The organism is Enterobacter sp. BIGb0383 (assembly GCF_003751845.1).
Lineage (GTDB): Bacteria > Pseudomonadota > Gammaproteobacteria > Enterobacterales > Enterobacteriaceae > BIGb0383.
This window is the reverse complement of sequence record NZ_RJKQ01000002.1, coordinates 1050990-1067375: the sequence shown is the minus strand read 5'-3', so window position 1 is coordinate 1067375 and position 16386 is coordinate 1050990. Positions and strand designations below refer to the sequence as shown.

The following is a 16386-nucleotide window of genomic DNA, read 5'->3' as shown; positions in this document are numbered from 1 at the left end:
TGATTATCAATTTAAATAGCGTGGTTATTATTAATTCGTTTAGCAAGCGTTTTTGTTCTGAACGAAAAATAACCAGGTGAGCGCGGGGAATTCGTGCCCGCAGAGCGGGCACGAAGAAGGATCAGTGCTTTTCGCCAATCGGCAGAATGGTGCGACCAAACTGCTCGTTGAGCACTTCGCCCATCGCCAGGTAGATAGCGCTGGCGCCACAGACCAGGCCAATCCAGCCTGCAATGTGAACAATGCCTTCATTGTCCGCCAGGTGGCCAATGGCCAGCAGGGCAAACAGAACGGTCAGGCTCAGGAAGACGAACTGCAGCGCGCGTGCGGCTTTCAGCGTACCGAAGAACATAAACAGCGTGAAAACGCCCCACAGACCCAGATAGACGCCGAGGAAGTGGCCGTTAGCGGCTTCCGTCAGGCCCATTTTCGGCATCAGCAGAATCGCTACCAGCGTCAGCCAGAAAGAGCCGTAGGAGGTAAATGCGGTTAAGCCAAAGGTGTTGCCTTTCTTATATTCCAGCAGACCGGCAAAAATTTGCGCGATACCGCCGTAAAAAATACCCATCGCAAGAATAATGCCATCAAGCGGGAACATCCCGATGTTATGCAAGTTAAGCAGAATGGTGGTCATGCCAAAACCCATTAAGCCCAACGGCGCCGGGTTAGCCAGGTTGGTGTTGCCCATAATTCCTCAAAATCATTATAAAAAATGTGAAATATCGTTGTATTCCCGCGCAATGAAGTCAGGCGGGCGCGGCATCATAATGAGCGGGATGTGACATGTCTATGATCTGAGCAGGTGGAAATTAAAAAATTTTTTAATCTCCCCCCTTGATGGCGACGCTTACGCCCCCACTTTGTACTCAACCGCAGTGAGTGAACCTGAAAAAAAAACGATTTGGGCAGTTGAAACCGCACGTTTCGCCCTTATTAAAGGTTCACAACCACATGTTGATCTAATTTTTAGTGGAGACGTTTAGATGGGCAAAATCATTGGTATCGACCTGGGTACAACCAACTCTTGTATAGCGATCATGGACGGCACTCAGGCTCGTGTGCTGGAAAACGCGGAAGGCGATCGCACCACGCCTTCGGTCATTGCTTATACGCAGGATGGCGAAACTCTCGTTGGCCAGCCGGCTAAACGTCAGGCAGTGACAAACCCGCAGAACACCCTGTTCGCGATCAAACGCCTGATTGGCCGTCGTTTTAAAGACGAAGAAGTTCAGCGCGACGTATCTATCATGCCGTACAAAATCGTTGCGGCGGATAACGGCGACGCATGGCTGGACGTAAAAGGCACCAAAACTGCACCACCGCAGATTTCTGCTGAAGTGCTGAAAAAAATGAAGAAAACGGCTGAAGATTACCTCGGTGAAGCGGTAACTGAAGCGGTTATCACCGTACCGGCTTACTTTAACGATGCGCAGCGTCAGGCGACCAAAGACGCCGGCCGTATCGCCGGTCTGGAAGTAAAACGTATCATCAACGAACCGACCGCAGCGGCACTGGCCTACGGTCTGGATAAAGAAGTTGGCAACCGTACTATCGCGGTTTACGACCTCGGTGGCGGTACTTTCGATATCTCCATTATCGAAATCGACGAAGTTGATGGCGAAAAAACCTTCGAAGTTCTGGCAACCAACGGTGATACCCACCTGGGTGGTGAAGACTTCGATACGCGCATGATTAACTACCTGGTGGATGAGTTCAAAAAAGATCAGGGCATCGATCTGCGTAACGATCCGCTGGCCATGCAGCGCCTGAAAGAAGCAGCAGAGAAAGCGAAAATCGAACTCTCTTCTGCTCAGCAGACCGACGTTAACCTGCCGTACATCACGGCGGATGCAACCGGTCCGAAACACATGAACATCAAAGTGACCCGTGCGAAACTGGAAAGCCTGGTCGAAGACCTGGTGAACCGTTCTATCGAGCCGCTGAAAGTTGCTCTGCAGGATGCTGGCCTGTCCGTTTCCGAAATCCAGGACGTTATCCTGGTCGGCGGTCAGACCCGTATGCCGATGGTGCAGAAGAAAGTTGCTGAGTTCTTCGGTAAAGAGCCGCGTAAAGACGTTAACCCGGATGAAGCTGTTGCTATCGGCGCAGCGGTTCAGGGCGGCGTGCTGAGCGGTGAAGTGAAAGACGTTCTGCTGCTCGACGTTACCCCGCTGTCTCTGGGTATCGAAACCATGGGCGGCGTGATGACTGCGCTGATCACCAAGAACACCACTATCCCGACTAAACATAGCCAGGTGTTCTCTACTGCGGAAGACAACCAGTCTGCGGTAACTATCCATGTGCTGCAGGGTGAGCGTAAACGCTCTTCTGACAACAAGTCACTGGGTCAGTTTAACCTGGACGGTATCAACGCAGCACCGCGCGGCATGCCGCAGATCGAAGTGACCTTCGATATCGATGCTGACGGTATCCTGCACGTTTCCGCGAAAGACAAAAACAGCGGTAAAGAGCAGAAGATCACCATCAAGGCCTCTTCCGGTCTGAACGAAGAAGAGATCCAGAAAATGGTGCGTGAAGCCGAAGCTAACGCCGACGCTGACCGTAAGTTTGAAGAGCTGGTACAGACCCGTAACCAGGGTGACCATCTGCTGCACAGCACCCGTAAGCAGGTTGAAGAAGCGGGCGAGCAGCTGCCGGCCGATGATAAAACCGCGATTGAGTCTGCCCTGAACGAGCTGGAAACAGCGCTGAAAGGCGAAGACAAAGACGCTATCGATGCGAAAATGCAGGCGCTGGCACAGGTTTCCGAGAAACTGATGGAAATCGCTCAGCAGCAGCATGCCCAGCAGCAGGCGGGTTCTGCTGACGCTTCTGCGAACAATGCAAAAGATGACGATGTTGTCGACGCTGAGTTCGAAGAAGTGAAAGATAAAAAATAATCGCCCTTATAGCGGGTAGATGACACACCAGCACGGGCGTTGAGGGTTTCCTCCACGCCCGTTTATTCATATTAGGGCAGATACACAGATGGCAAAACAAGACTACTACGAGGTTTTAGGCGTTCCGAAAAACTCGGAAGAGCGCGAAATCAAAAAGGCCTATAAACGGCTGGCCATGAAATTTCACCCGGACCGCAACCAGGGTGATAAAGAAGCCGAAGCCAAGTTTAAAGAGATCAAAGAAGCCTACGAAATTCTGACCGATAGCCAGAAACGTGCAGCCTACGATCAGTACGGTCATGCGGCGTTTGAGCAGGGCGGCATGGGCGGTGGCGGCGGCTTCGGTGGCGGCGGCGCTGACTTTGGCGATATCTTTGGTGACGTATTCGGCGACATCTTCGGCGGTGGTCGTGGCCGTCAGCGCGCATCGCGCGGTGCCGATTTACGCTACAACATGGACCTGACGCTGGAAGAAGCGGTACGCGGTGTCACCAAAGAGATCCGTATCCCGACGCTTGAAGAGTGCGACCTCTGCCACGGCAGCGGCGCGAAAGTCGGGACCAAACCCCAGACCTGTCCTACCTGTCACGGTGCAGGCCAGGTCCAGATGCGTCAGGGCTTCTTTGCGGTACAGCAGGCCTGTCCGCACTGTCAGGGTCGCGGTACGCTGATTAAAGATCCGTGCAACAAATGCCACGGTCACGGTCGCGTAGAGAAAGCGAAAACCCTGTCGGTGAAAATTCCGGCGGGCGTCGATACCGGCGATCGCATTCGTCTCAGCGGCGAAGGCGAAGCGGGCGAGCAGGGGGCACCAGCGGGCGATCTGTACGTTCAGGTTCAGGTGAAACAGCACCCGATCTTCGAGCGTGAAGGCAATAACCTGTACTGTGAAGTGCCGATCAACTTTGCGATGGCCGCGCTTGGCGGAGAGATTGAAGTCCCGACGCTGGACGGTCGCGTGAAGCTGAAAGTGCCGGGTGAAACCCAGACCGGCAAACTGTTCCGCATGCGCGGCAAGGGCGTGAAGTCCGTTCGCGGTGGCGCACAGGGCGATCTGCTGTGTCGCGTGGTGGTGGAAACCCCGGTCAGCCTGAACGACAAACAGAAACAGCTGCTGCAGGATCTGCAGGATAGCTTTGGCGGCCCGACGGGTGAGAAAAACAGCCCGCGCGCCAAAAGCTTCTTCGACGGCGTGAAGAAATTCTTCGACGACCTGACCCGCTAATCGCAGCACAAGAATCCTGGCCCGGAGTCTTCCTCCGGGCTTTTTTTTGTCCGTATTTTATCTATCGGTAAAAACGAGTTTTTAAGCAGTAATAACCTGCTTTAACCGATGTGTTTATCTGGCTACACTGCAGGTATCAACACTGAATTTGTTTAAGCGAGAAGTGCACGTGAACATCCTGTCCCGTTTCTTTCGAAGTGACGTCTCCGGCGGCATTATTTTAATTATGGCGGCGGCCTGCGCGATGGTGCTGGCGAATACCGACCTTACCCGCGACTTTTATCAGGCTCTGCTGGATATGCCCGTGCAGCTGCGCGTCGGCGCACTGGAGATAAATAAGAACCTGCTGCTGTGGATCAATGACGCCCTGATGGCGGTCTTTTTCCTGCTGATTGGTCTTGAGGTGAAGCGTGAGCTGCTGATGGGCGCACTGGCAACCCGTCGGCAGGCCGTTTTTCCGGTGATTGCCGCACTGGGCGGTATGCTGGTTCCGGCGCTATGCTATGTGGCTTTTAATTTTAGCGACCCCGTGGCGCGTCACGGCTGGGCGATCCCGTCCGCTACCGATATTGCGTTTGCGCTGGGCGTGCTGGCTCTGCTCGGCAACCGTGTTCCGCCTGCGCTGAAAATCTTCCTGATGGCGCTGGCGATTATCGATGACCTGGGGGCGATCATTATTATTGCCCTGTTCTATACCAGCCAGCTCTCGCTGATGTCGCTGGCGGTCGCCGCCGGAGCTATTGCCGTGCTGGCGCTGCTCAACCTGAGCGGCGTCCGGCGTACCGGGCTCTACATTCTGGTGGGCGTGGTGCTGTGGACCGCGGTGCTGAAGTCCGGGGTTCATGCCACTCTGGCGGGCGTTATCGTCGGCTTTTTCATTCCGCGCAGGGTGCCGGAAGGAACGTCTCCGGCGGCGCAGCTGGAGCACGTGCTGCATCCGTGGGTGGCTTACGCCATCCTGCCTCTGTTTGCCTTTGCCAATGCGGGCGTTTCGCTTGCCGGTGTGACCTTAGCGGGGCTGACCTCAATGCTGCCGCTGGGCATTATTGCCGGGCTGCTTATCGGTAAGCCGGTGGGCGTGGGGCTGTTCTGCTGGCTGGCTCTGAAGCTGAAATGGGCGCGTCTGCCGCAGGGCGTAAACGGGAAACAGATTGCCGCCGTCGGCGTGCTGTGTGGTATCGGCTTTACCATGTCGATCTTTATTGCCAGCCTGGCATTCGGCGAGGTGGCCCCGGAACTGATCGGCTGGGCGAAGCTGGGCATCCTGACAGGGTCGCTCCTGTCCGCGGTGATCGGCTACTGTCTGCTGCGTCCGACGCTGGCCCCTGCGAGGGAGTAACACCCCATGTCACAGTTGAACTACAACCATCTCTACTACTTCTGGCATGTCTACCGCGCAGGTTCGGTGGTGGGCGCGTCCGAGGCGCTGTTTCTGACGCCGCAGACCATCACGGGTCAGATTAAGGCGCTGGAAGATCGTCTGCAGGGAAAACTGTTTAAGCGTAAGGGCAGGGGACTGGAGCCCAGCGAGCTGGGAGAGCTGGTCTTTCGCTATGCGGACAAGATGTTTACCCTCAGCCAGGAGATGCTGGATATTATCAACTACCGCAAAGAGTCGAACCTGCTGTTTGACGTCGGCGTGGCCGATGCGCTCTCCAAGCGGCTGGTCAGTGGGGTACTGGATGCGGCGGTGGTGGAGGGAGAGCCCATCCATCTGCGCTGCTTTGAATCAACGCATGAAATGCTGCTGGAGCAGCTGAGTCAGCACAAGCTGGATATGATTATCTCCGATTGTCCTATCGACTCCACCCAGCAGGAAGGGCTGTTCTCCGTCAAAATCGGCGAATGCAGCGTCAGCTTCTGGTGTATGGACCCCGTGCCGGCGCTGCCGTTTCCGGCCTGCCTGGAGTCGCGTCGGCTGCTGATCCCCGGCCGCCGTTCGATGCTGGGGCGCAAACTGCTGAACTGGTTTACCTCGCAGGGGCTGAAGGTGGAGGTGCTCGGCGAGTTTGATGATGCGGCGCTGATGAAAGCCTTCGGTGAGGGGCATAACGCCATTTTTGTCGCGCCAACCCTCTATGCTCATGACTTTTACGCCGATAAGCGCATTGTCGAAATCGGACGGGTCGACAATGTGATGGAGGAGTATCACGCGATTTTTGCCGCCAGGATGATCCAGCATCCGGCGGTGCAGCGGATCTGCAACCGGGACTATTCGGCCCTGTTTCAGCTCCCGGCAAAAGCGTAACCTGCCAGATTTGGGGAGGGTCGTGTTTTTACATTGGCCGCAATACTTTTTAGACTTCCATTTCACTTAAAACGATTCACGCGAAACTTGCGGGAGATACATGAAGTCGAAATGGATTTACCTCTCTTTAATCCTGGGCCTGGCGCAGTCGGTCAGCGCCCAGAGTACTGATACCCAATCACTCACCACCGAGCAGAAAATTGAACGCTTACGCCAGATGGACCCCTGGCGCGCAGAGATGTATGAAGGCGCAATGGCCTGGCAGCAAAAAGATTACGTTAAAGCTGAAGCCGCAGGGCATCGTGCGCTGGAGGCTGCCGGAACCAGCAGCCTGCGTCAGCAGGATGCCCTGGATTTGCTGGCAAAGGGCCAGGAAGGGCAGAACAAACACGCTGAGGCCCGTGATACCTGGAAGCGTCTGGCGGCGCTCAGAGTGGAACACGGGGATGCTTACGAGGCGGCAATGTTCCGCAGCCAGGCGGTTTATCAGGCCAGCAAGGCGAATGAGCCCGCAGAACTGACCGCGCTACAGCAAAGTCTGGTGACGCAGCCTGATGTGATGCCGTCCCTGTGGTCTCTCTCCACAAAAGACAATACGCTGGTTTATCAGGTCGCGGGTATCCGTTTCCCGCTTAACAGCGCCGACTGGGTGATGACCTCGCTGGCCTCGCCATCTGAACGGATTGATCCGGCAGAGATTAATTATCTGGCGACCTCCTCCCGGGCGATTTCCCTCGATCTGACTATCGGCTGGAATGAAGACGCAGAGATTGATCGGGCCGACCGGCAGCAGCTTGAGCAGCAACGCTTTAGCAAAGAAAATACGATGGCGATTGAGCTGCCGAAGCCTGAGGTGGCTGACGCTATCGTGCTAAGCCATGCAACTCAGAAAGCAGACAGGCCCGTTGAGGCCAACTGGCGGATAATCAAAGGCAAATGGGTTATCGATATTCGCGCCTGCTTCCCTGCCGACCAGCGCGATAAGGCACTGGCGCAGATAGGCCGACTGTGGGCCAACATTGACTGGGGTTCATTCCCGGATATTGATGGCGATCGGCCGATGTCGCAGCGTCTGGACGGAATAAACAGCGCGATAGATCGGAAGAAGTGGCAGCAGGCCGATGCGGAAATTACCCAGGCGCTGAAGTATGCGCGCTTCCCGCAGGAGCTCGCTGTGCTGCATACCCAGGCGGTATTTGCCAGCGCGGGGCTAAAGCAGAGCGCCAAAGAGAAAGCGGAAATGAAAAAGGCGTTTGCGGCCTGGAAGCAGGTCAAAATGAGCCGCTACGAGGAGATGCTGTTTAATAAACTGCAGGAACACGCGGTGTCGAAACAGGATTAGCAGGCATAAAAAAACCCGCGTAAGCGGGTTTTTTTAAACAAAGAACTAAACGGCAATTAAGCCAGTTTAGCGATCTGCGCGGTCAGGTTAGCTTTATGACGCGCAGCTTTGTTTTTGTGGATCAGACCTTTAGCGGCCTGACGATCCACGATCGGTTGCATGTCATCGAATGCTTTCTGTGCAGCAGCTTTGTCGCCAGTTTCGATAGCTGCGTATACTTTCTTAACGAAGGTACGCATCATAGAGCGACGGCTAGCGTTGTGCTTACGGCGCTTTTCAGACTGAACGGCGCGCTTCTTAGCTGATTTGATATTAGCCAAGGTCCAACTCCCAAATGTGTTCTATATGGACAATTCAAAGGCCGAGGAATATGCCCTTTTAGCCTTCTATTGTCAATGGATTTGTGCAAATAAGCGCCATTAATACGACAGCACTCGTTGCGTAGTGATGGCGCAGGATTCTACCAGCTTGCCGCACGTGAATACAGCTTTTATGAGACAAAAATCGCAGCCCGGGGCAGATTTTTGTCCATCATAATGAAAGGCTGAGGAAATCATCGCCTCTTTCCCCTTCCGTGACGCAATCGTCGGTTAACCTTAACCGCCGTACAAGGTATACTTTGGCGATTTTCACTGTTTTGAGCCAGTCATGAAGCTGATACGCGGCATACATAATCTCAGTCAGGCCCCGAAAGGGTGTGTGCTGACCATTGGCAATTTCGATGGCGTACATCGTGGGCACCAGGCGCTACTGCAAAATTTACGTCAGGAAGGTGAGGCCCGTGGTCTGCCGGTAGTGGTGATGATGTTTGAACCGCAGCCGCTGGAACTTTTTGCCGCTGACAACGCACCGGCACGCCTGACGCGGCTGCGTGAAAAGCTGCGCTATCTGGCGGAGTGCGGCGTGGACTACGTGCTGTGCGTACGTTTCGACAGACGCTTTGCCGCCCTGACCGCGCAGGCCTTCATTCGTGACCTGCTGGTTGATCGTCTCGGTGTGCGTTTCCTCGCCGTTGGCGATGATTTCCGCTTTGGCGCTGGTCGTCAGGGGGATTTCTTGTTATTACAGAAGGCTGGCGCGGAGTTTGGCTTCGACGTCACCAGCACGCAGACATTCTGCGATGCGGGCGTGCGCGTCAGCAGTACGGCGGTACGCAAGGCGCTGGCTGAAGATGAGCTGGCGCTGGCGGAAAATCTGCTCGGCCATCCGTTTACCATTTCCGGCCGCGTTGTCCATGGCGATGCGCTGGGGCGCACGATTGGTTTTCCGACGGCGAACATTCCGCTGCGCCGTCAGGTTTCCCCGGTGAAAGGGGTGTATGCGGTAGAAGTACTGGGGCTGGGCGACAGTCCCCTGCCGGGCGTGGCGAATATTGGGACTCGCCCGACGGTTGCTGGCCTGCGCCAGCAGCTTGAGGTTCATCTGCTGGACGTTGCAATGGACCTCTATGGTCGCCATATCCATGTAGTACTGCGCAAGAAAATACGTAATGAGCAACGATTTGCGTCGCTGGATGAGCTTAAAGCGCAAATTGCACGAGATGTGGTAACGGCCCGCGAATACTTTGGGCTATCAAAACCGGCTTAAAGCCTGTTGTTTATCAAACCGAAATACGGAACTGAGAATCTGATGAGTGACTATAAATCAACCCTGAATTTGCCGGAGACAGGGTTCCCGATGCGTGGCGATCTCGCCAAACGCGAACCGGGAATGCTGGCGCGCTGGAACGATGATGACCTGTACGGCGTCATTCGTGCGGCCAAAAAAGGTAAAAAAACCTTCATTCTGCATGATGGCCCTCCTTATGCGAATGGCAGCATTCATATTGGTCACTCGGTTAACAAGATTCTGAAAGACATTATCGTGAAGTCCAAAGGACTCACTGGTTTTGACTCGCCTTATGTGCCGGGCTGGGACTGCCACGGTCTGCCGATCGAGCTGAAAGTGGAGCAGGAATTCGGCAAGCCGGGTGAAAAGTTCACCGCCGCAGAATTCCGCGCCAAATGCCGCGAGTACGCGGCAGGCCAGGTTGAGGGTCAGCGCGCTGACTTTATCCGCCTCGGCGTGCTCGGCGACTGGTCACGTCCGTACCTGACCATGGACTTCAAAACCGAAGCCAATATCATTCGTGCGCTGGGTAAAATCATCGGCAACGGTCACCTGCACAAAGGCGCCAAGCCGGTGCACTGGTGCGTTGACTGCCGTTCCGCGCTGGCGGAAGCGGAAGTGGAGTACTACGACAAAACCTCTCCGTCCATCGACGTTGCCTTCCAGGCGGTCGATCAGGATGCGCTGAAGGCGAAGTTTGGTGCTTCTGCCGTCAACGGCCCGATCTCGCTGGTTATCTGGACCACCACCCCGTGGACCCTGCCGGCTAACCGCGCTATCTCCCTGTCGCCGGAATTCGACTATGCCCTGGTGCAGATCGACGGTCAGGCAGTCATCCTGGCGAAAGACCTGGTCGACAGCGTCATGAAGCGCACCGGCGTTACCGACTACAGCGTGCTGGGCACCGTAAACGGTAAAGAACTTGAGCTGCTGCGCTTCAAACACCCGTTCCTCGATTTTGACGTCCCGGCGATCCTCGGCGATCACGTTACCCTGGATGCCGGTACCGGTGCGGTACATACCGCCGGTGGTCACGGTCCGGACGACTACACCATCAGCCAGAAATACGGTCTGGAAATCGCTAACCCGGTTGGCCCGGACGGCGCGTATCTGGCCGGTACGCACCCGCTGCTGGACGGCGTTAACGTCTTCAAGGCTAACGATCTGATCGTTAACCTGCTGCGTGAAAAAGGCGTTCTGCTGCACGTTGAAAAACTGCAGCACAGCTACCCGTGCTGCTGGCGTCACAAGTCGCCGATCATCTTCCGTGCGACCCCGCAGTGGTTTGTCAGCATGGATCAGAAAGGCCTGCGCAAGCAGTCTCTGTCTGAGATCAAAGGCGTGCAGTGGATCCCGGACTGGGGCCAGGCGCGTATCGAATCGATGGTCGCTAACCGCCCGGACTGGTGTATCTCCCGCCAGCGTACCTGGGGCGTGCCGATGTCGCTGTTCGTGCATAAAGACACGGAAGAGCTGCATCCGCGTGCGATTGAACTGATGGAAGAAGTAGCGAAGCGCGTTGAAGTTGACGGTATTCAGGCCTGGTGGGATCTCGATCCGAAAGAGATCCTCGGCGACGAAGCCGACCAGTACGTGAAGGTGCCGGATACGCTGGACGTCTGGTTCGACTCCGGTTCAACCCACTCCTCCGTGGTGGACGTGCGTCCGGAATTTGCCGGTCACGCCGCCGATATGTATCTGGAAGGCTCCGACCAGCACCGCGGCTGGTTTATGTCCTCGCTGATGATCTCCACGGCGATGAAGGGCAAAGCGCCTTACCGCCAGGTACTGACTCACGGCTTTACCGTTGATGGTCAGGGCCGCAAAATGTCCAAGTCCATCGGCAACACCGTTAGCCCGCAGGATGTGATGAACAAACTGGGCGCGGATATTCTGCGTCTGTGGGTGGCCTCTACCGACTACACCGGCGAAATGGCGGTGTCCGATGAGATCCTCAAACGCGCTGCCGACAGCTATCGTCGTATCCGTAACACCGCGCGCTTCCTGCTGGCGAACCTCAACGGTTTCGATCCTGTGAAAGACATGGTCAAACCGGAAGAGATGGTGGTGCTGGATCGCTGGGCGGTTGGCTGTGCTCAGGCGGCGCAGGACGATATCCTGAAGGCGTATGAGTCCTATGATTTCCATGAAGTGGTGCAGCGTCTGATGCGCTTCTGCTCCGTAGAAATGGGCTCGTTCTATCTCGATATCATCAAAGATCGTCAGTACACCGCGAAGGCCGATGGCCTGGCGCGTCGTAGCTGTCAGACCGCGCTGTATCATATCGCCGAAGCGCTGGTGCGCTGGATGGCGCCGATCATGTCCTTTACCGCGGACGAGATCTGGGGCTACCTGCCGGGCGACCGTGAGAAATACGTCTTTACCGGCGAGTGGTACACCGGCCTGTTTGGCCTGACCACCACCGAACCGATGAACGATGCCTTCTGGGACGAGCTGCTGAAAGTGCGCGGCGAAGTGAACAAGGTTATCGAGCAGGCGCGTGCCGACAAGCACGTTGGCGGTTCTCTGGAAGCTGCGGTGACGCTGTATGCCGAACCTGAGCTGGCCGCGAAGCTGACCGCGCTGGGTGACGAATTGCGATTTGTCCTGTTGACCTCCGGGGCGCAGGTTGCGGATTATGCACAGGCTCCGGCTGACGCTCAGCAGAGCGAACTGCTGAAAGGGCTGAAAGTAACTCTGAGCAAAGCCGAAGGTGAGAAATGCCCGCGCTGCTGGCATTACACCACCGACGTCGGCCAGGTGGCGGAACACGCAGAAGTGTGCGGACGCTGTGTCAGCAACATTGCCGGTGACGGCGAAAAACGTAAGTTTGCCTGATGAGTAGACCGATGTGTTCAACAGGACTGCGCTGGCTGTGGCTGGTAGTGGTCGTGCTGATTATCGATCTGGGCAGTAAATACCTGATCCTCCAGAACTTCGCTCTGGGGGATACGGTGTCGCTGTTCCCGTCGCTTAATCTGCATTATGCGCGCAACTACGGCGCGGCGTTTAGCTTCCTCGCCGATAAAGGCGGCTGGCAGCGCTGGTTCTTTGCCGGTATCGCGATTGGCATCTGCGTGGTGCTGATGGTGATGATGTATCGCGCCAAAGCGTCCGAGAAGCTGAATAACATTGCCTACGCGCTGATTATTGGCGGTGCGCTGGGTAACCTGTTTGACCGTCTGTGGCACGGTTTCGTCGTCGACATGATCGATTTCTACGTCGGCGACTGGCACTTTGCCACCTTCAACCTTGCGGATACGGCTATCTGTATCGGGGCGGCGTTGATTGTGCTGGAAGGCTTCCTGCCTTCTGCAAAGGCGAAAAAGCAGGCATAGCGGAAACGGCCCGTTGGGCCGTTCCTGATTTGTCGGGCGGGTGGCGTGAGCACCATCTGCCACAATAAAAGGCTGTATTGCATGTCTAAATCTATTCAGAGCAACAGTGCGGTGCTGGTGCATTTCACGCTGAAACTCGATGATGGCTCTACCGCAGAGTCGACCCGCAACAACGGCAAACCGGCGCTGTTTCGCCTCGGTGACGCAACCCTGTCCGAAGGGCTTGAGCAGCATCTGCTGGGCCTGAAGACCGGTGAAAGCAAAGCCTTTTCGCTGGAGCCGGATGCGGCCTTTGGCACCATCAGCCCGGACCTCATTCAGTATTTCTCCCGTCGTGAATTTATCGACGCGGGCGAGCCTGAAATCGGGGCAATCATGTTATTTACCGCTATGGACGGCAGCGAAATGCCTGGCGTGATCCGCGAGATTAACGGCGACTCTATCACCGTCGATTTTAACCATCCGCTGGCCGGGCGTACCGTCCATTTTGATATTGAAGTGCTGGAGATCGATCCGGTACTGGAGGATGTGAATGCAGATCCTGTTGGCTAACCCGCGTGGTTTTTGCGCCGGGGTTGACCGCGCTATCAGCATTGTAGAAAACGCGCTGGCTATTTACGGCGCGCCGATTTACGTCCGTCACGAGGTGGTGCACAACCGCTATGTGGTTGACAGCCTGCGCACGCGCGGGGCGATCTTTATCGAGCAGATTGCCGAAGTGCCGGACGGTGCGATCCTGATCTTCTCTGCCCACGGCGTGTCTCAGGCGGTTCGCAACGAAGCGAAAAGCCGGGATCTGACGGTGTTCGATGCTACCTGCCCGCTGGTGACCAAGGTTCATATGGAAGTGGCGCGTGCCAGCCGTCGCGGCGAAGAATCCATCCTGATCGGCCACGCCGGACATCCGGAAGTGGAAGGCACGATGGGCCAGTACAGCAACCCGAAAGGCGGTATGTACCTGGTGGAATCGCCGGAAGACGTGCTGACGCTGACGGTAAAGGACGATGCGAAACTCTCCTTTATGACCCAGACCACGCTCTCCGTGGACGATACCTCGGATGTGATTGACGCCCTGCGCCAGCGCTTCCCGAAAATCGTCGGGCCGCGCAAAGATGATATTTGCTACGCCACCACCAACCGTCAGGAAGCGGTGCGTGCGCTGGCGGAACAGGCCGATGTGGTGCTGGTGGTCGGGTCGAAAAACTCGTCCAACTCTAACCGTCTGGCGGAGCTGGCCCAGCGTATGGGTAAGGCGGCGTACCTGATTGACGACGCCTCTGATATCCAGGAGGCCTGGGTCAAAGACGCGACATGCGTTGGCGTGACCGCCGGGGCTTCCGCGCCGGATATCCTGGTGCAGAATGTCATTGCCCGCCTGCAGGAGCTGGGCGGCGGTGAGGCTATTCCGCTGGAGGGCCGCGAAGAAAATATCGTCTTCGAGGTGCCCAAAGAACTGCGTGTCGACGTGCGTGAAGTCGAATAACGGCTTTGCCTGCTATGATAAAAATGCCAGACCCCGTCTGGCATTTTTTATGGAGGAAATATGCGCCAACCCATCATTCTTGATACCGATCCGGGCATTGACGACGCGCTGGCTATCGCCGCCGCGCTCTTTTCCCCGGAGCTGGATCTGCAATTAATCACCACCCTTTCCGGTAACGTCTCGGTGGAGAAAACCACCCGCAATGCCCTGCAGCTGCTCAATTTCTGGCAGGCAGAGGTGCCGGTCGCTCAGGGCGCGGCGACGCCGCTGGTGCGCCCGCTGCGTGATGCGGCCAGCGTTCACGGCGAGTCCGGCCTTGGCGGATACGATTTTGTTGAGCACCAGCGCCAGCCGCTGGCTACCCCGGCTTTTCAGGCAATACGCAACCACCTGATGACCGCCGTTGAGCCAGTCACCCTGGTGGCGATTGGCCCGCTGACCAATATCGCCCTGCTGCTGACGCACTATCCCGAGTGCCGGTTCAATATCCGGCGGCTGGTGCTGATGGGCGGCTCCGCGGGACGCGGTAACTTTACGCCCAACGCCGAATTCAATATGGCTATCGACCCGGAAGCGGCCGCTCAGGTTTTCCGCAGCGGGCTGGAGATCGTGATGTGCGGCCTGGACGTGACCAACCGGGCGATCCTGACCCCGGAGTATATTGCCGGACTGCCCGCGCTGAACCGCACGGGGCGTATGCTTCATGCCCTTTTTAGCCACTATCGCGGTGGGAGTATGGCGACCGGCCTGCGGATGCACGACCTCTGTGCGATTGCCTGGCTGGTCCGTCCCGAGCTGTTTACCCTGAAATCCTGCTTTGTGGCGGTGGAAACCCAGGGCACCTGGACGGCCGGCACCACGGTGGTGGATATCGACGGCAAGCTCGGCCAGACGCCGAACGCGCAGGTGGCGCTGGATATCGACGTGGAAGGGTTCCGCCGGTGGGTGGCAGAGGTGCTGACGCTGGCACCCTGACGGGCCGGTCATGCCTTTTACTGATACTCTCCGTCGTTTAACATTAAATTCTAATTATCCACGTTTTCGGCTAGCCGCCGCCCGTCGGGCTGGTTAATCTGGAAGCGGTTTACGTAATTTTAACAAAAGAGAATAGCTATGCATGATGCACAAATCCGCGTGGCCATTGCGGGCGCGGGCGGCCGTATGGGACGTCAGTTAATTCAGGCAGCCCTGCAACTGGACGGCGTTCAGCTGGGCGCGGCCCTGGAGCGCGAAGGCTCTTCTTTGCTGGGATGCGATGCGGGTGAACTGGCCGGGGTCGCGAGAACCGGCGTGCTGGTCAGCAGCAGCCTGGACGCGGTAAAGGATGACTTCGATGTGTTTATCGATTTTACCCGCCCGGAAGGCACCCTGAACCATCTGGCGTTTTGTCGCCAGCACGGGAAGGGGATGGTGATCGGCACCACCGGTTTTGACGATGCCGGTAAGCAGGCCATTAGCGCCGCCGCCGCCGATATCCCGGTGGTGTTCGCCGCAAACTTTAGCGTCGGGGTGAACGTGATGCTGAAGCTGCTGGAGAACGCCGCGAAGGTGATGGGCGACTATACGGATATTGAAATTATCGAAGCCCACCATCGGCATAAAGTTGACGCTCCGTCCGGCACCGCGCTGGCGATGGGCGAAGCCATTGCTGGTGCGCTGGATAAAGATTTACGCGACTGCGCGGTCTACAGCCGTGAAGGCCATACGGGCGAACGCGTGCCGGGCACCATCGGTTTTGCCACCGTACGCGCCGGTGACATCGTCGGCGAGCATACGGCGATGTTTGCCGATATCGGCGAGCGAATCGAAATTACGCATAAAGCGTCAAGCCGGATGACATTTGCCAATGGGGCTGTGAAATCAGCCTTGTGGCTCAAAGCAAAAGAAAACGGCCTTTTTGATATGAGAGATGTGCTTGGTTTACACGATCTCTAACGATTTTATTACCCATCGTGATGTGGTTGTGGCAGTCATAGTTTCTTGATTGCAAAGGGCAATAATATTATTGCCCTCTTATTTTACCTTATTAATTGTTATTTTTGTTCTAAGTGCCTATAAGTTTGTGTTAACACTTCTTTATATGTGACGGTAATGTGAAATTTGACCATCTGGTCCACTTTTTTACGTCTCACGGCACATTTTTCCATTTATAACGCTGCGCAAGCGTTTTCTGAGTACAGTTATTCGATCATTTTGGCTGTTAAACAGGGTTAAACGACCCAGTGGCGCAAAATAAGAATAA

At 56.2% G+C, this 16386-nt stretch carries 14 protein-coding genes and 1 pseudogene; 13 read left to right on the top strand and 2 right to left on the bottom strand.

Features of this window, described 5'->3' with window-relative positions; all coding sequences use genetic code 11:
• Positions 1 to 121 precede the first annotated feature (121 nt).
• Entirely contained in the window at positions 122 to 688 is a 567-nt protein-coding gene (satP, locus tag EDF81_RS13340; protein WP_123348603.1) for an acetate uptake transporter, read from the bottom strand.
• 295 nt (positions 689 to 983) lie between these two features.
• Between satP and dnaK the strand changes: the two genes are divergently transcribed.
• The 5 genes from dnaK to EDF81_RS13315 all read left to right on the top strand — a co-directional run bounded on the left by dnaK (position 984) and on the right by EDF81_RS13315 (position 7715).
• On the top strand, positions 984 to 2900 hold the full coding sequence (gene dnaK, locus EDF81_RS13335) for a molecular chaperone DnaK (RefSeq protein WP_123348602.1): 1917 nt from the start codon (positions 984 to 986) through the stop codon (positions 2898 to 2900).
• A gap of 88 nt (positions 2901 to 2988) precedes the next feature.
• A complete protein-coding gene (gene dnaJ, locus EDF81_RS13330) occupies positions 2989 to 4125 on the top strand; it encodes a molecular chaperone DnaJ (RefSeq protein ID WP_123348601.1) in 1137 nt (378 codons plus the stop codon).
• A gap of 169 nt (positions 4126 to 4294) precedes the next feature.
• A complete protein-coding gene (gene nhaA / locus EDF81_RS13325; RefSeq protein ID WP_123348600.1) occupies positions 4295 to 5464 on the top strand; it encodes a Na+/H+ antiporter NhaA in 1170 nt (389 codons plus the stop codon).
• 6 nt (positions 5465 to 5470) lie between these two features.
• Positions 5471 to 6373: a transcriptional activator NhaR gene (nhaR, locus tag EDF81_RS13320; protein WP_123348599.1), complete on the top strand. Its 903-nt coding sequence runs from the start codon at positions 5471 to 5473 to the stop codon at positions 6371 to 6373.
• Positions 6374 to 6473: 100 nt separating this feature from the next.
• A complete protein-coding gene (locus EDF81_RS13315) occupies positions 6474 to 7715 on the top strand; it encodes a hypothetical protein (RefSeq protein WP_123348598.1) in 1242 nt (413 codons plus the stop codon).
• A 56-nt stretch (positions 7716 to 7771) separates the two neighbouring features.
• Here the strand turns inward: EDF81_RS13315 and rpsT are convergent, their stop codons facing one another.
• Positions 7772 to 8035 carry a 30S ribosomal protein S20 gene (gene rpsT / locus EDF81_RS13310; RefSeq protein ID WP_123348597.1) on the bottom strand — a complete coding sequence of 88 codons (264 nt, stop codon included), beginning with the start codon at positions 8033 to 8035 and terminating at the stop codon, positions 7772 to 7774.
• A gap of 102 nt (positions 8036 to 8137) precedes the next feature.
• Here rpsT and EDF81_RS24265 point away from each other — a divergent pair.
• From EDF81_RS24265 to dapB, 8 genes and pseudogenes are all read left to right on the top strand, one after another.
• Positions 8138 to 8356: pseudogene (locus tag EDF81_RS24265) on the top strand (DUF2575 domain-containing protein).
• A 7-nt stretch (positions 8357 to 8363) separates the two neighbouring features.
• Positions 8364 to 9302 (top strand): bifunctional riboflavin kinase/FAD synthetase, encoded by a 939-nt coding sequence (gene ribF, locus EDF81_RS13300; RefSeq protein ID WP_123348596.1) that lies wholly within the window; start codon positions 8364 to 8366, stop codon positions 9300 to 9302.
• A gap of 42 nt (positions 9303 to 9344) precedes the next feature.
• Positions 9345 to 12161: an isoleucine--tRNA ligase gene (ileS, locus tag EDF81_RS13295; RefSeq protein WP_123348595.1), complete on the top strand. Its 2817-nt coding sequence runs from the start codon at positions 9345 to 9347 to the stop codon at positions 12159 to 12161.
• Positions 12161 to 12661: a signal peptidase II gene (gene lspA, locus EDF81_RS13290; RefSeq protein WP_123348594.1), complete on the top strand. Its 501-nt coding sequence runs from the start codon at positions 12161 to 12163 to the stop codon at positions 12659 to 12661. Before ileS ends, lspA begins: the two co-directional genes overlap by 1 nt.
• Before the next feature lie 81 nt (positions 12662 to 12742).
• Positions 12743 to 13213: an FKBP-type peptidyl-prolyl cis-trans isomerase gene (fkpB, locus tag EDF81_RS13285; protein WP_123348593.1), complete on the top strand. Its 471-nt coding sequence runs from the start codon at positions 12743 to 12745 to the stop codon at positions 13211 to 13213.
• Positions 13194 to 14144: a 4-hydroxy-3-methylbut-2-enyl diphosphate reductase gene (ispH, locus tag EDF81_RS13280; RefSeq protein ID WP_123348592.1), complete on the top strand. Its 951-nt coding sequence runs from the start codon at positions 13194 to 13196 to the stop codon at positions 14142 to 14144. The genes fkpB and ispH overlap by 20 nt, the downstream gene beginning before the upstream one ends.
• Before the next feature lie 60 nt (positions 14145 to 14204).
• Positions 14205 to 15119, top strand: a complete 915-nt coding sequence (rihC, locus tag EDF81_RS13275) for a ribonucleoside hydrolase RihC (RefSeq protein ID WP_123348591.1) — start codon at positions 14205 to 14207, stop codon at positions 15117 to 15119.
• A gap of 138 nt (positions 15120 to 15257) precedes the next feature.
• The gene (gene dapB, locus EDF81_RS13270) at positions 15258 to 16079 is read left to right on the top strand and encodes a 4-hydroxy-tetrahydrodipicolinate reductase (RefSeq protein WP_123348590.1); all 822 of its coding nucleotides are present in this window, start codon (positions 15258 to 15260) and stop codon (positions 16077 to 16079) included.
• The last annotated feature ends 307 nt before the right edge of the window (positions 16080 to 16386 follow it).

Bases quoted from the DNA above. Each gene is read 5' to 3' on its own strand.
- satP (WP_123348603.1), bottom strand. From the start codon at position 688: ATGGGCAACACCAACCTGGCTAACCCGGCGCCGTTGGGCTTAATGGGT.
- dnaK (WP_123348602.1), top strand. From the start codon at position 984: ATGGGCAAAATCATTGGTATCGACCTGGGTACAACCAACTCTTGTATA.
- dnaJ (WP_123348601.1), top strand. From the start codon at position 2,989: ATGGCAAAACAAGACTACTACGAGGTTTTAGGCGTTCCGAAAAACTCG.
- nhaR (WP_123348599.1), top strand. From the start codon at position 5,471: ATGTCACAGTTGAACTACAACCATCTCTACTACTTCTGGCATGTCTAC.
- EDF81_RS13315 (WP_123348598.1), top strand. From the start codon at position 6,474: ATGAAGTCGAAATGGATTTACCTCTCTTTAATCCTGGGCCTGGCGCAG.
- ribF (WP_123348596.1), top strand. From the start codon at position 8,364: ATGAAGCTGATACGCGGCATACATAATCTCAGTCAGGCCCCGAAAGGG.
- ileS (WP_123348595.1), top strand. From the start codon at position 9,345: ATGAGTGACTATAAATCAACCCTGAATTTGCCGGAGACAGGGTTCCCG.
- lspA (WP_123348594.1), top strand. From the start codon at position 12,161: ATGAGTAGACCGATGTGTTCAACAGGACTGCGCTGGCTGTGGCTGGTA.
- fkpB (WP_123348593.1), top strand. From the start codon at position 12,743: ATGTCTAAATCTATTCAGAGCAACAGTGCGGTGCTGGTGCATTTCACG.
- ispH (WP_123348592.1), top strand. From the start codon at position 13,194: ATGCAGATCCTGTTGGCTAACCCGCGTGGTTTTTGCGCCGGGGTTGAC.
- rihC (WP_123348591.1), top strand. From the start codon at position 14,205: ATGCGCCAACCCATCATTCTTGATACCGATCCGGGCATTGACGACGCG.
- dapB (WP_123348590.1), top strand. From the start codon at position 15,258: ATGCATGATGCACAAATCCGCGTGGCCATTGCGGGCGCGGGCGGCCGT.